The organism is Flavobacterium riviphilum (assembly GCF_055231795.1).
Genome location: NZ_JBUYSY010000002.1, coordinates 299,746 through 314,498, shown reverse-complemented (window position 1 = coordinate 314,498; position 14,753 = coordinate 299,746). Strand labels below are relative to the sequence as shown.

10 protein-coding genes are annotated in these 14,753 nt (G+C 35.6%); 4 read left to right on the top strand and 6 right to left on the bottom strand.

The annotated features are described in order from the left end of the window. Positions 1–54: 54 nt before the first annotated feature. From ACZIX2_RS04060 to tpiA, 4 genes are all read left to right on the top strand, one after another. The gene (locus ACZIX2_RS04060) at positions 55–606 is read left to right on the top strand and encodes a DUF1599 domain-containing protein (RefSeq protein ID WP_463338802.1); all 552 of its coding nucleotides are present in this window, start codon (positions 55–57) and stop codon (positions 604–606) included. A 23-nt stretch (positions 607–629) separates the two neighbouring features. Then, a complete protein-coding gene (locus tag ACZIX2_RS04055) occupies positions 630–1,751 on the top strand; it encodes a BT_3928 family protein (protein ID WP_463338801.1) in 1,122 nt (373 codons plus the stop codon). A gap of 320 nt (positions 1,752–2,071) precedes the next feature. Beyond that, entirely contained in the window at positions 2,072–2,569 is a 498-nt protein-coding gene (locus ACZIX2_RS04050) for a TlpA family protein disulfide reductase (protein ID WP_463338800.1), read from the top strand. A 30-nt stretch (positions 2,570–2,599) separates the two neighbouring features. Next, on the top strand, positions 2,600–3,352 hold the full coding sequence (tpiA, locus tag ACZIX2_RS04045) for a triose-phosphate isomerase (RefSeq protein WP_463338799.1): 753 nt from the start codon (positions 2,600–2,602) through the stop codon (positions 3,350–3,352). 109 nt (positions 3,353–3,461) lie between these two features. Here the strand turns inward: tpiA and ACZIX2_RS04040 are convergent, their stop codons facing one another. The 6 genes from ACZIX2_RS04040 to ACZIX2_RS04015 form a co-directional block, all read right to left on the bottom strand. Beyond that, positions 3,462–5,228 carry a discoidin domain-containing protein gene (locus ACZIX2_RS04040; RefSeq protein WP_463338798.1) on the bottom strand — a complete coding sequence of 589 codons (1,767 nt, stop codon included), beginning with the start codon at positions 5,226–5,228 and terminating at the stop codon, positions 3,462–3,464. Between the two features lie 85 nt (positions 5,229–5,313). Further along, positions 5,314–7,617, bottom strand: coding sequence for a beta-glucosidase BglX (gene bglX / locus ACZIX2_RS04035; RefSeq protein ID WP_463338797.1), 2,304 nt, complete (start codon positions 7,615–7,617; stop codon positions 5,314–5,316). Between the two features lie 73 nt (positions 7,618–7,690). Beyond that, entirely contained in the window at positions 7,691–9,064 is a 1,374-nt protein-coding gene (locus tag ACZIX2_RS04030) for a glucoamylase family protein (RefSeq protein ID WP_463338796.1), read from the bottom strand. 83 nt (positions 9,065–9,147) lie between these two features. Beyond that, entirely contained in the window at positions 9,148–10,080 is a 933-nt protein-coding gene (locus tag ACZIX2_RS04025) for a hypothetical protein (RefSeq protein ID WP_463338795.1), read from the bottom strand. Between the two features lie 18 nt (positions 10,081–10,098). Continuing rightward, positions 10,099–11,553 (bottom strand): RagB/SusD family nutrient uptake outer membrane protein, encoded by a 1,455-nt coding sequence (locus tag ACZIX2_RS04020; protein WP_463338794.1) that lies wholly within the window; start codon positions 11,551–11,553, stop codon positions 10,099–10,101. A 4-nt stretch (positions 11,554–11,557) separates the two neighbouring features. Then, positions 11,558–14,551: a SusC/RagA family TonB-linked outer membrane protein gene (locus ACZIX2_RS04015; RefSeq protein WP_463338793.1), complete on the bottom strand. Its 2,994-nt coding sequence runs from the start codon at positions 14,549–14,551 to the stop codon at positions 11,558–11,560. Positions 14,552–14,753: the final 202 nt, after the last annotated feature.

Below are 14,753 nucleotides of genomic sequence, written 5' to 3'. Positions count from 1 at the left end.
ATTTCAAAAAATAACTTATTTTTGGAGCAATCAGAATACAAATATACACCAATAATGAAGAACACTTCGCAAGAATACGATGCCATAATTGCCATTTGCCGAAAGTTATTTGTCAATAAAATGAAAGATTACGGAAGTGCATGGCGCATTTTAAGATTACCCTCTCTTACTGATCAAATCTTTATCAAAGCCCAACGCATCAGAAGCCTACAAGAAAATACCATTCGTAAAGTTGATGAAGACGAATCGGGAGAATTCATTGGAATCATAAACTATTCCATAATGGCATTGATTCAACTAGAATTAGGCGTGGTAGATCAACCTGACTTGGATGTAGAAAGTGCGACACACTGGTACGATACCAAAATTGCACTGACCAAATCTTTAATGGAAGCAAAAAACCATGACTATGGAGAGGCTTGGCGTGACATGCGAGTGAGTTCTTTAACCGATTTGATATTACAGAAATTACTTCGTGTAAAGCAAATTGAAGACAATCAAGGAAAAACTATCGTATCTGAAGGTATCGATGCCAATTATCAAGATATGATAAATTATGCTGTTTTCGCATTGATATTGATGAATTTTCATTTAGATAACCAATAACCCCAATCGCAACTTTTTAAACCATGAAAAAAATTCTCACTCATTTTTCCCGACTTTTTGTAGGGATTTTATTCATTATATCGGGACTCATTAAACTTAACGATCCTCTTGGTTTCTCCTACAAACTCGTAGAATATTTTAGTGAACCCGTTTTTAATTTACCTTTTCTAAACCCTACAGCATTACCTTTAGCTTTGTTTCTCGTAATAGTAGAAGTGCTATTAGGGGTGTTTTTATTGATAGGATATAAAAACAAATTTACCGTATGGAGTTTATTATTACTAACCGTTTTATTCTCGTTTCTTACCTTCTATTCCGCTTACTTTGATGTAGTAAAAGATTGTGGTTGTTTTGGTGACGCCCTAAAATTGACGCCTTGGGGTACATTTACTAAAGACATTGTTTTATTGGTTTTCATCTTGATTTTATATTTCAACCTAGATTTGATTCAACCACTATTTAACAATACAATTCAAATTAGTATCGCAAGTATCACATTTATATTGTGCTGCTTCATGGGGTATTGGGTTTTAAACCATCTACCATTAGTCGATTTTAGACCCTATAAAGTGGGAAATAATATAATTGAAGGAATGCAAATTCCAGAAAACGCTCCAAAAAGTGAGGTTGAAATGGTATTTATATACAATGTAAATGGTGTCAAAAAAGAATTTAGAGAAAAGGATTTAATGTCGCTTCCAGAAGGCGCTCAATTTGTAGACCGAATCGACAAAGTCATTAAAGAAGGGTATGTTCCTCCAATTCATGACTTCACAATGGAAAAAGACGGAGTGGATTATAAAGAACGTTATTTGAGACATCAGAGACTAATGATAATTGTTGCCTATGACCTGACCCTTGCTGATCCTGAAGGGATGCAAAAAATGGAAAAACTAAATCAAAAAGCAACTGCTCTTGGTTATAAAGTCATAGGTATGACGGGCTCTACACCAGAACAAATGGAAATAGCCAAGAAAAAATACGGACTAACCTTCGATTTTTATTATTGTGATGCTATCGCTTTAAAAACGATCGAGAGAGCCAATCCAAGTGTGGTTTTAGTATCAAAAGCTGTTGTAGTTCAAAAAGTACACCATAATGATATTGACAAGTTACAATTAGCCAATACACTCTATGCTTTCTAAAACAAAAAAGCGTTCTAAAATTAGAACGCTTTTTTGTTGTATTTAATTTGAGCTTTATGTAAGATGTACTCAACAAACCAAAAGAATTAAACCAACACCAAAAAGCAATACGATAACGATATTGTTGATTTTTTTAACAAAAAAACAACTAAACTATCAAATTCAACTCGTTATAGATGGAATAGATTACTTAAATTTGTAGAAAATGTATTGATTCACTTTAATGAGGAATTATTGCAAACCAATTAACCAACCTTATAACTAAACTTAAAAAAATAAATACAATTTATTTTAATACGCTTAATTTAACTTTCAAACCAATGAAACAAACTATTGCTCTTTTATTCGCTATTTTAAGTATATCATGCACTCAAGCACAAAAATCAAACTTTTCTGAAGTAGCACTTAATGAAAAATTATTAGGATATACAAATCAACAAGTTTCATTTAAAGACATTGTAAAAAAACACAAAGGCAAAACTACTGTAATAGAAGTTTGGGCTTCGTGGTGTGGTGACTGTGTAAAAGCAATGCCAAAATTAAAAGAGCTTCAAGCGAATCATCCAGAAGTAAATTATGTATTCATTTCTATGGATAAAACGGCAGATAAATGGAAAGCGGGAATCGAAAAACACGACATTAAAGGAGATCACTACATGGCCAATGATCAAATGAAGGGCGTATTTGCCAAAGCCATAGATTTAGATTGGATTCCACGTTACATTATTTTAGACAAAAAAGGCAAAATTGTAAAATACCGAGCAGTAGAAACAGACTTTGAAGAAATTGATGCGGTATTAAAAAAATTAAATAATTAATCATCGTTATACACTTAAAATTCAAATAAAATGAGAAAGAAGATTGTAGCAGGAAACTGGAAAATGCATAAAAATGCCACTCAAACTCAAGAGTTATTAACTGATTTACTAGCTAAAATACCAGCACAAACTAACGCACAAGTAATTGTAGCTCCTACTTTTGTAAACTTGGCTGCAGCAGTTGCCAAACTTGAAGGTTCTGCAGTTGAAGTAGCTGCTCAAAACTTGCATCAAGCAGAAAGTGGCGCTTTTACTGGAGAGATTTCAGCCGACATGATCAAAAGTGTTGGGGTGAACCATGTAATTTTAGGTCACTCTGAAAGAAGATCTATTTTTCACGAAAGCGATGCATTAATTGCGAGCAAAGTTGATACTGCTTTAGAGCACGATATGACAGTTATTTTCTGTTTTGGAGAAGAACTAAAAGACCGTCAATCAGGTAACCATTTTAATGTAGTGGAAAACCAATTAAAAGATGGATTGTTCCATATCAATGCTGGCGATTGGGAAAAAGTTGTTTTAGCTTACGAACCAGTTTGGGCTATTGGTACGGGTGAAACTGCTTCTCCAGAACAAGCACAAGAAATGCACGAGTTTATTAGAGAAACTGTTCGTAAAGCTTTTGGTAGTACAATTGCTGAAGAATTAACTATTCTTTACGGAGGTAGCGTTAAACCAGACAATGCAAAAGAAATCTTCTCTAAACCAGATGTTGATGGTGGATTAATTGGTGGAGCCGCTTTAAACGCCAATGATTTTGTAGCTATTATCACTGCAATCTAATTTTTAGATAAAAAACTATTCTAAGCAATAATAACGCTTTATAAATAAAAAGGCTGCCCGAGTATAAACTTTTGGGCAGCCTTTTTCATATTTACACTTTATTACAATTTTAGTCTACTTTGACAACAGGTGTTCTAGGCCCAATACCATTATTATTAAAAGCCTCTATCTGAAAATAATAAGCATCAGTACGATCCAAAGCTTTTAAATAATATTCATTTTTGCCATATACCATCACCGAACCGTACAATTTATCGGGAGATTTTCCAAAATATATCACATATCCATCAGCAAGATCATTTTGTTCCCATTTGAACCATACGTTGCGACGCTCACCCTTAACTTTTGGTCCTGAGCGCAGCGGAACAAACTTTTGCACCATTCCTGGGGCTTTCCCACTTGCCTTTCCAAAGGCTCTAAAGCCGCTGATAGCAAATTTGCCATCAGGCATCGCAATATTCTCTAGTTTCAAATAACGTCCTTTGATTGGTTTTTGAAATTCAATGTATTCATGAGGTACATCTTTGGTACTCTTGCTTTTATCAGCAACCACTTTCCAGTTTTTTTGATCATCAGAAACGGAAAGCACGTATTTGTGACCAGTTGTAGTGGCTGGCTTACCCATCAGGGTTACATCTTGATCTGCAAAATTGATTTGCAAAGCATTAATAGTACTAATTTCGCCTAAATCGGAAATCAGCCATTCTCCTTTACCTCCAGTTTTTGCAGACCAATACGTTTTGATATCCTCATCTACTGCATAATTGGGCTGAAATCCTCCCAAGGTAGAGGAAACCATTACAGGCTTATTGTAATTCAACAACATCCATCCGGCAAAACTGCCTTTCCAATGGTCTTTTTGTTGTGCGGGTAAAAAAGTTGGATAATCCCCATATGCTGTATTGGAATATAAAATACCATCTTTATCAAAACCAGAGGGCCATATCCCTAATCGACGCTCAAAATTATTTTTAGTGCTGATTACAATAGTGGACACATGCCAATAGGCCTCATTGGCATCTTGAAAAGTAGCCCCATGCCCTGCTCCTCTTGCAAAGCCACCAGGCTTGTAGGAAAAAGGATTGTGCGATTGGTATTCAAAAGGCCCTAACGGATTTTTGCTAGTGTAAACCCCATCACCATAGGTGCTAAACTCTGTTCCTGGACCACCATATTGTAAATAATAAGTATCCTTGTACTTCGTCATAAATGCCCCTTCCATAAAGGGCTGCATAAAAGTATTGTCATTATACTCCCCAAAACGTTCCCATCCATGTTCATCATCATTCAAAGCAATAAGCGGTATTACTTCTCCCTCTGGTTGGAATGTTTTCCTATTTAATTTGACTCCATACAACGGATAGACATTACTAGATCCATAGTATTCATAAACTTCATCTTTCTCTTTATCCCAAAAAATTTGAGGATCCCAAGCTCCCGCTTCCGACTTATGAACGAGTTCTTTCCAATCATCTTTGGTTGGGTTTTTACTCATCCAAATTGGGAACTCTTTACCATGCGTAGATCCTACAACCAATAATGTATCGTTAACAAATGATAAAGATGGCGCACATAATTCGTCATAAACCTTGTGCTCTGGTCGAAGAAATTTCCTTGAAACAAATTTCCAATCTAACATATCCTTACTATGCCAATATCCCCATTGATTTGTTGAAAATAAATAATAGTGATCTTTGAAATAGGTAATTACAGGATCGGCTGTAGCTCTGTGTTTTCCTTGTGTCACAAAATTGGGAATCGGACAATAGCCGTAATCAATATTAATCGGGTTGCAATAGGTCTTTTGTTGTGCCTGAGCTAACGACAAGGTGCCAATAACAAATGTGTATAAAAATATTTTCTTTAAAAAAGTCATCGTGTTAAATCAAATTATCAAATGCTTGAAAAAATCGTGTTTGTAAAAAATTACCCTTCGAGTGGAGTCGAAGGGTAAAAAAAAATTAATTAACTAAATCAAAACTTACTTTTCTGTCGGTATTAGAATCTGTTCCTACAAACACTTCAAATGCGCCTGGTTCTGCAACAAATTCCAAATCAGAATTATAAAACTTTAGCTTTTCTAATGTTATCTCAAAGGTTACTGTTTGTTTTTCACCTTTCTTCAAACTAATTTTTTTGAAATCTTTTAACTCTTTCAATGGTCTTGTCACACTACCTACAACATCCCTGATATACAATTGAACTACTTCTTTACCATCATAATTTCCTGTATTTGCTACATCAACAGACACGGTTAAGGATTGATTTTTATCCATTTTATTGGATGAAATTTTTAAGTTAGAATACTCAAAAGTGGTATAACTTAACCCGTAACCAAAAGCAAATAAAGGTTCATTGCGTTCATCAATATAGTTAGAACGGAATTTTTCAAATTTCCCTTCTTTGTTCATCAACGGACGTCCGGTGTTTTTTGCATTATAGTAAATTGGCACTTGACCTAAGCTTCTTGGAAAAGTTGAGGTTAATTTCCCTGAAGGGTTTACATCACCAAATAACACATCGGCAATAGCATAACCCGCTTCACTTCCAGCAAACCAAACATTCAAAATAGCAGGAACTTTTTCGTTTTCATCCACCAAAACTAAAGGACGACCATCAAACAATACCAAAACTACAGGCTTTCCTGTTTTCAACAATTCCTCTAAAAGATCTTTTTGAGCTTGAGGAATTTCTATATTGGCACGACTACTAGATTCTCCACTATACTCTGCAGACTCACCTAATGCCGCAACAATCACATCGGCTTGGTTGGCTACTTTTAGCGCTTCGGCAATCAATTCTTCCTTTGAACGATTGTCTCTGTGCAACGTTTTACCAAACATAGTAGCTTTATCTTCTAAGGCTGCGTCATATTCCAAATTACTTCCTTTAGCATATAAAATTTTAGCTTTATCACCAGCAACAGTTTTCATACCTTCTAAAAGCGAAATACAATTTTCTGCTTTTGTAGCTACACTCCATGTTCCAGACATATTTTCTTTAGCATCCGCTAATGGTCCAATTAAAGCAATGGTACTTGATTTTTTAAGTGGTAACAATTGCTTTTCGTTTTTCAACAATACTAAAGATTGTGCTGCTGTACTTCTTGCTTCTTTTCTGCTTGACGAAGTGAAAATTTCTTTTTTGGCACGATCTAAATCGCAGTATTTATAAGGATCATGAAATAAACCTAAATCATATTTGGCTTCCAAAATCAATCTACAAGCATTATCAATTGTTTCAAGAGACACTTTGTTTTGTTCTAAAGCTTTTTTTAATTGAGAAGAAAAAGCATCGCTTACCATATCCATTTCTACACCAGCATTTAAAGCCAAAGAAGCTACTGTAAGCGTATCTCCCATACCGTGATCAACCATTTCGTTGATTCCAGTAAAATCTGTTACAACAAAGCCTTTGAATCCCCATTGTTTGCGCAATACGTCAGTCATAAGCCACTTGTTACCTGTTGCAGGAATTCCATCTACTTCGTTAAAAGAAGCCATCACCGATCCTACCCCTGCATCAATAGCCGCTTTGTATGGTGGAAAGTATTCGTTGTACATACGAATTCTACTCATATCAACAGTATTGTAATCACGCCCTGCTTCAGGAGCTCCATAAAGAGCAAAGTGTTTTACACATGAAATAATAGTGTTTTTTTCGGATAAATCTTTTCCTTGATACCCTTTCACCATAGCTTTGGCAATTTCGGACCCTAAGTAAGGGTCTTCACCATTACCTTCGGATACTCTACCCCATCTTGGGTCTCTAGAAATATCCACCATAGGAGAAAATGTCCAATTAATTCCGTCGGCACTGGCTTCTTGAGCAGCAATTTGAGCACTACGTTCAATCAAATTCATGTCCCAAGTACAAGATAACCCTAATGGAATTGGAAAGGTAGTTTCATAACCATGAATTACATCCATACCGAAAATTAGAGGAATCTTTAAACGGCTTTTCTCTACAGCAATTTTTTGAACTTCACGAATTTTTTTGGCCGATTTGATGTTGAATAATCCACCCACTTGACCGTCTTCGATCTTTTTGGCTACATTGGAACTGCTAGCTAAACCAGTTGTAATATCGCCTGAAGTAGGCAAATTCAACTGTCCAATTTTTTCCTCAAGAGTCATTTTGGCCATTAATTCGGCAACAAACTCTGTTTTGGGTTTAATTTTTACATTCTTTTTATTGACTTTCTTTTGACTATATCCTATAACGGAGACACTCAAAAGAAGCACTAATAGTTTCGTTGTATTCATGTTTTCAATTTTTAAAAAGTTGGTGTGTTTTTTTATCAATCCTTACTCCAAATTGTTGAAGGAATAATTAGGTTTAAATCCCATATTTTGATGAGGTAAATCCTAATTTGGTCAGTCCTGCTTTTACTTCAGGAGCATTCATAAATAGTTTCCATAACAATCCCGTTCTATAATTTTCTATCATAGGAGCAATAGTCCCTTGATCAATAGCCAAATAACGAGGCGTTACCCAATTGTAATGAGGTGAAAACGCATCATAGGGGCCAGCAATCCCCACATATTTTGCTTTGTTTTCATCGTATACATAACGTAAGAATTTCATTGCTTCAACCGGCGCATATGGAAATGAAGATAATGCGGCAGTGGGTGTAATTACACCATTATCATTTTTAGGTTCGTGTGCCGTATAGCCAGTCGTACCATCAGGATTTCGGGTATAACTTGCGGTTAATCCCCAACATTTATCCGAATAATCTTTAAAGTTCTTAGGATTATCTTGACTGTATTTTACCATAATCTTGGCATGGTTTTTTGTTAATGCGTCATAATCAGCATAAGCGTCTTTTAAATTAGTAGGATCCAATCCTAAATAGGAATAATGCGACCAAAACATAGGTCCAACATTACCTGCAGAACCATTGTAGCTCAAAACCACAGGAATTCCGTATTGAGAACCTCCATGTTTAATGGCTCCACTTCTGGCCCATGCTTTATGATATGCATTGGTAGAAATAGAATGTGTTGGAGATGCAGCAGCCATAATATAGGTTATCAAACATTCATTATACCCTTCGAGTTTAAAATTCATGTCCCAACCATAATTTGGAGACCAATGCCAATACAAAGCCTCTTCTCCTTTGGTATACCAATCCCACTCTACTCCTTTCCATAGTTCATCGGCTTTTTTGGCTATGGCTTTTTCGGTTTCATTACCATTTTTAAAATATTCTCTAACTGTAATTAATGCTTGGCAAACAAATGAAGTTTCTACTAAATCACCTCCATTGTCTTTTGTACCAAATGGAAGCACTTTCCCGTCAGCATTGTTCATCCAATGAGGCCAAGCACCGTGAAAACGATCTGCTTTTTCAAGAAAGTTTAATGCCGTTTGCAATCTAGCAACCGCTTCTGCACGAGGTAAAAACCCTCTTTCAATTCCTACTATCAGATTCATCAATCCAAAACCAGACCCACCTGTTGTGATAATATTGGCTTCAAAGTTGGGATCTTCAGTATGATATCGCTCACGTGCTAATTTGGAATTTCCATCGGCATACTCCCAAAAGTATTTAATCGCGTCTCTTTGTGCTAAATCTAATAATTCATTATCAGGAAGTATGACATTGGGTGGTGTTGGAAGTGGGGTTCCGCTGCTACCATTCGTATTCGAACTAGTACAAGACACTAAAGTCGTAAGGAATAGTAATAAAAAACTATATTTTTTCATAGGTATCTTTTAAATTATGAAAATCAATTACAAAAGTTACTACTACACCCAACTGTTTCTAGGTGTAGTAGTATCATAATTCATTATCGATTATCTTTTTCGAGTTTGTATAATGCTGTAACTTCGTTGGCTTCTAGGGCTTTGTTGTAAATTCTGAATTCATCCATTAACCCAACAAAACTAGTAGCCCAAGGTTGATCCGAACCGTTATTTAGTGGTGGAGTAGTTTCAAACTGATGGGATCCAAATAAAATTTTTCCATTGGTGCCAGTCATTTCAAATACTCCCCATTTTGGAGCATTGTTTGGATTGTCTGCGCCACCAGGATCATTTGCAAACCACACTGCACTTTTTTTAGCAACTCCATTGACATAGCTTGTAATGGTACTTGTTTTTGAATTGTAAGTAAAGGAAACATGAACCCATTTGTTCAACAAATCGTCAATTTCTAAAACAAGGTTTTGACCTCTCCAAACTACACCTGCTCTTCCGTTTTCTGTAGACAACTTTAGCAACAATCTATTGGGTTTAGTACTATCAGGATTTTCTAAAAACACATTCAAAGCACCCCAAAACTCTGTTGGACGAACAATTGAAAATAGTCCTTGTGCCCCTTTACCTTGTCCTGGACTTCCTCCATCAGGCACTGTATTGGCAGAATTTAACCAAAAAGATAGCGTAAAATCATTTAGACCTGTAACTTTTGTAGTTCCAGTACCAACTGCAAATCGGTTTTCTGTACTAGATCCTTGGTAGGCAGCCCCTTTAATTCCAGTACCAAATCCAGCTTTTGAACCATCAATACTGTTTACATTGCTTTTGGCATCTGTAAACGTATTATCAAAACTTATTTTAGACACTAAATTTTCAGCGGCCACTTCATCTGAAGTTTCATATCCACCTACCGGTTCATAAGGAATAGGGTTATTCACCTTGTCAATACTATCCTCGCAACTGATCAAAAAAGGGCTTATCAGCGCAAAAGAAAGTAAATATAGCAATTGATGTTTTTTCATTGTGATAGAATTTGAAGTTTAATAATTAGGGTTTTGTTGCGCGAAATCACCTTGTTGAATGATAAAATTTTGTGGAATTGGAAACACTTCATGTTTTCCTTTTACAAAAGTTTTTCCAACAGCTGCAAATGCTGATACCGCTTGACCTGTTCTTACTAAATCAAAATAGCGATCGTTTTCCATGGCCATTTCAACACGTCTTTCTTTCCAGATGGCTAACTTTACTTCACTCTGAGAAAGTGCAGTAGTATTGGCCAATCCAGCTCGGTTACGAACTTGATTCAATAGTGGAATTGCGGCACTAGTTTGACCTAATTCATTCAAAGCTTCTGCTTTCATCAGGAGTACTTCAGCGTAACGCATTAATTTCATATTAGCATCGGAAATATCTGCTCCTGTATACAAAGAAGAAAACGCTTTATAATTATATCTTTCATTTTCTACTGTATTTGGCACAACTCTACCATCGTACAATGTAGTTCCTCTAAAAATGATGGTTGCGGCTTTTCGCACATCACCTGGTTCAAAAGCATTTGCTAAGCTTTCAGATGGCGTATTGAAACCCCATCCCCAACCACCGGCACCACGAGCGCCTTGTACTTGAGAATATTGTTGAATTCCGATGGCTGGTGCTAAACCAGTACTTTGAATTTCAAAAATGGATTCGTTGTCATTTTCTCCTTCCACTCTAAACATTTTAGCAAAATCAGGTGATAAAGAATATCCTGTAACTGCATTACAATTATCAACAACTTGTTGCCATTTTTGTTGGTACAAACTCACTTTTGCCAATAAGGCATAGGCAGCTCCTTTAGAAGCTCTAGCTTTTTCATTTGCAGGATAAGCGGACTTATCTACTAATACAGGGATAGCCTCTTTTAAGTCTTTTTCAATTAAAGCGTATACCTCTTCTTTTGTTTTTCTTTCCAATAACATTTTTCGATCTTCATCAGAAGAAGGATTTGGCAATCGATCAACAATTGGCACCCCACCAAAACATTTTACTAAGGTGAAATACATATAAGCTCTTAAAAACTTAGCCTCTCCGATTAATCTTTCTCTTAACTGTGGGTTGGCTTTATCTAATTTTGGAATGATATTTAAAGCTTGATTACAGCGATTTATCCCATCGTAATTAGCTCTAAAAACATCTAAAAATGATGGATTAGAAGCGTTAAATGTCAAGGCATCCAATACATCTTTATCACCTCCTGTATCTCCTGGCGAAGACCCTTTGTCGGCATCATCTGAAGTAATACTAGCAATACCAATCCAAGGAAAGGAAGACATATCAAAATTCAAGAATTTATTGTAAATCGCAGTAGTAAAGGTGGCTGCTCCTTTATCGTTATTATACAACTCCAGATCGTCTGTTGACACCGATTCTTTTTGATCTACATCTAGAAAATCGTCTGAACAAGCAGTAAAAAACAATAAGGATAAAGCAAATAGGGTTATATATCTCTTTTTCATAATGTTAAAATTTTAAATTAGCTCCAATTACAAATGATCTCAAAGTTGGATAAGCATCTAATTCAATACCTTGCGAACCATAAGGATCACCGTTTCCATTCAATTCAGGAGAAAAGCCTGAGTATTTTTGGAAAATAAAGGGGTTGATCATATTTACATAAAGTCTACAAGAACTAATGAATTTAAGATCCATTGGTAGTTTGTAACCAATTGTTATGTTGTTGATTCTGAAGAAATCTCCAGATTCTAAATAATAAGTAGAAGCAACAGGTACTTCGTTAAATGGCCCTACCACTGACCCTCCTGGGTTATTGGGTGTCCAGAAATTAGTAGCTAAAACATCTTCAACATTCTCACCTGCAAATCGTTGTGCTTTTTTACCATTATACACTTTGGCACCTGCTGTACCATATCCATCTACCGAGAAATCCCAATTTTTATAGGTTAAACCTAAGGACAAACCAAAAGTAGATTTAGCCAATACACTTCCAACATATTTTTTATCTGCTAATACTAAGGCATCTTGTGTTACTTTGTCTCCATTGGCATTGAAATACAACATTTTACCATTGTTAGGATCAAAACCAGCATACTCATACATAAAGAAACTTCCTAGTGGTTTACCTACAGAGGAGTTATCAAGCAACTTAGTATCCTGTCCGTTACCCAATGCACCTCCTACGATTGGAGCTAAACTAACATCTTTGATAGCTTGTAATTTATTGTCATTATAAGAATAATTCCCTCCTATCCAATACGACAATTCATCTGTAATTTTATCATCCCAACGCAAAGCAGCTTCAAAACCTTTGTTGCTAACTTCACCAACATGAGCTGGTGTTGCACCTGTAATACCCGAAGTTATCGCTGGTTTAGTGAATAAAATCACATTTGAAGTTTCTTTATCATACACGTCAAATGTTCCTTTTAATCTTTTGTTGAACATTTCTAAATCAACTCCAAAAGAAGCTTCTTGTGTAATTTCCCAAGACAAACTAGGATCAATGATAGAGGCTATGGTTGTACCTTCTTCTAATAATGAACCACCCAAATAGGAATTTAATCCAGTAGAAAAAGCTTGACGATTCAAAGGCACACTTTGGTTTCCAAGTTTACCCCAACCTCCTCTTACTTTTAATAAATCGATAGTTTTAGAGTCTTGTAAAAAGGATTCTTTCGAAACAACCCAACCTAAACCAAAGGCTGGAAAAGTCCCCCAACGATAATCTCTAGCAAAACTGGATGAACCATCACGTCTAATTGTTCCTGTAAATAAATATTTATCTTTTAATTTGTATTGAAAACGACCAAAGTAAGAGGCTAATTTATTCTCATTGGAAATTCCTTCAGAATATCCAATAAGATCTGTAAGATTTATATTGATACTCCAATAATTTTCATTTGGATTTACATTTTTTCTTGTGGCATACATCCCTGAAGTAGAACGTCTAACTGAAGCTTCCATACCCGCCGTTACTTCCAAATCATGAATTTCTTTAAACGTTTTGTTGAATGTAAAATAATTCATGATGTTCCAGTTATAGTTATCAGTTCTTCCTCTTGATAAAGTATTGATAAAGTCTGTCGTAGGGTAAGCTTCAGGAACTCTAGTTGGATCTGCGGCTAACCAAATATTTTTAGTGTCGGTAAAATTGTAGTTTTTCCAAGAAAAATATTCACCATTAAATTGAGAAGTAAATTTTAGGGGTTTAATAATTTCATAATCTAATTTCAATCCCCCTTGTAAGGTAAGACTTCTTTGTTGCTCATTAAAAAAGTCTAACATTGCTACTGGATTCCCAACATTGTTGAAAGCTGAACCTGAAGGAGATGCAAATCCATCAGCACCTACAAAAGAAACACCATATTGCCCACTAGGAAAACGCACAGATACTATGGGTGATTGTTTGTAAGCCGTAGTAAATGCATTTAATGGTTTTGGTGTTGATTGAGTTGAAGTTAAACTGAAATTTTGACTCAATTTTATCTTATCTGAAATTTTAAATTCATTATTATTTCTGAAAGTAGTACGGCCATAATCTAAACCATTCAAAATACCTTTCTCAGTGTAATTACCCGCACTAAAGAAAAATTTCACAATTTCAGAAGAACCAGAAACCGAAACGTTGTTTTGCACATATTGACCAGTTCTTGTAATGGCATCAAACCAATCCGTGTTTACAGGTTGATCTTGAGAAAAAACAGTAGATCCCAAAGCTACATTGGTATAATGAGCATATTTGTTACTACCAGCCATTTTTACTTTTTTCAAAGGATTTCTAACCCCTGCAAAAGATTCTACTTCTACATTGACTTTGTCTCCTTTACCACTTTTAGTCGTAATAATGATTACCCCATTTGCCGCTCTTGTACCATAAATTGCTAATGCAGAAGCATCTTTCAAAATTTCATACGAAGTGATATCGTTTGCGTTAATGTTGTTAATACTTTCTGTTGGCATACCATCAACTACAAATAATGGAGATCTACCTCCGAGTGCAGTTCCTAAACCACGAATCACTACAGAAGGTGCTGCACCTGGTACATCGGAAGAAACAACTTGTACCCCAGCTGCCTTACCTTGAATGGCTTGAGAAGCATTAAGTACTTTAGTTTTTACAATTTCTTCTGATTTAATAGAAGATACAGCAGCGGTATTGTCAGCTTTTTTACGAGTACCGTAACCAATAACTACAACTTCTTTTAACTGGGTATCTTCTGATTCTTTAAGAATAACTTTCATAAAAACAGAAGTTACTTTTACCGTTTGAGAATCAAATCCGAGCATGGAGATTTTTAACATATCGCCTTCTTTGGCTGCTATTTCAAAGTTTCCATCAAAATCAGTCTCTGCGGAAGTATTTGAAGGTGTAGATACCACTATGGCTCCTGGAACACCCAATCCTTGTGTGTCAAGGACCTGACCTTTAATTGATTGTGCTGCCATATATGCAGGCATCAATAGGATCATTAATGAACAAATAATATAATTTCTCATATGACTATAATTGGTTAATGTTGATGGCTCAAAATTAATCAATTACAACGTTGTAGTAAGGGTGTGTTACCACTACACAACTACATCATTTAGTTAAATTTTAACATTAATTACCTAAAAAACAATCAATTACAATATCACCTTAAAACCTATGCTGTAGCGTATGATGTAGTGATGATGTAGGAGAGTAAGCGTAACTATA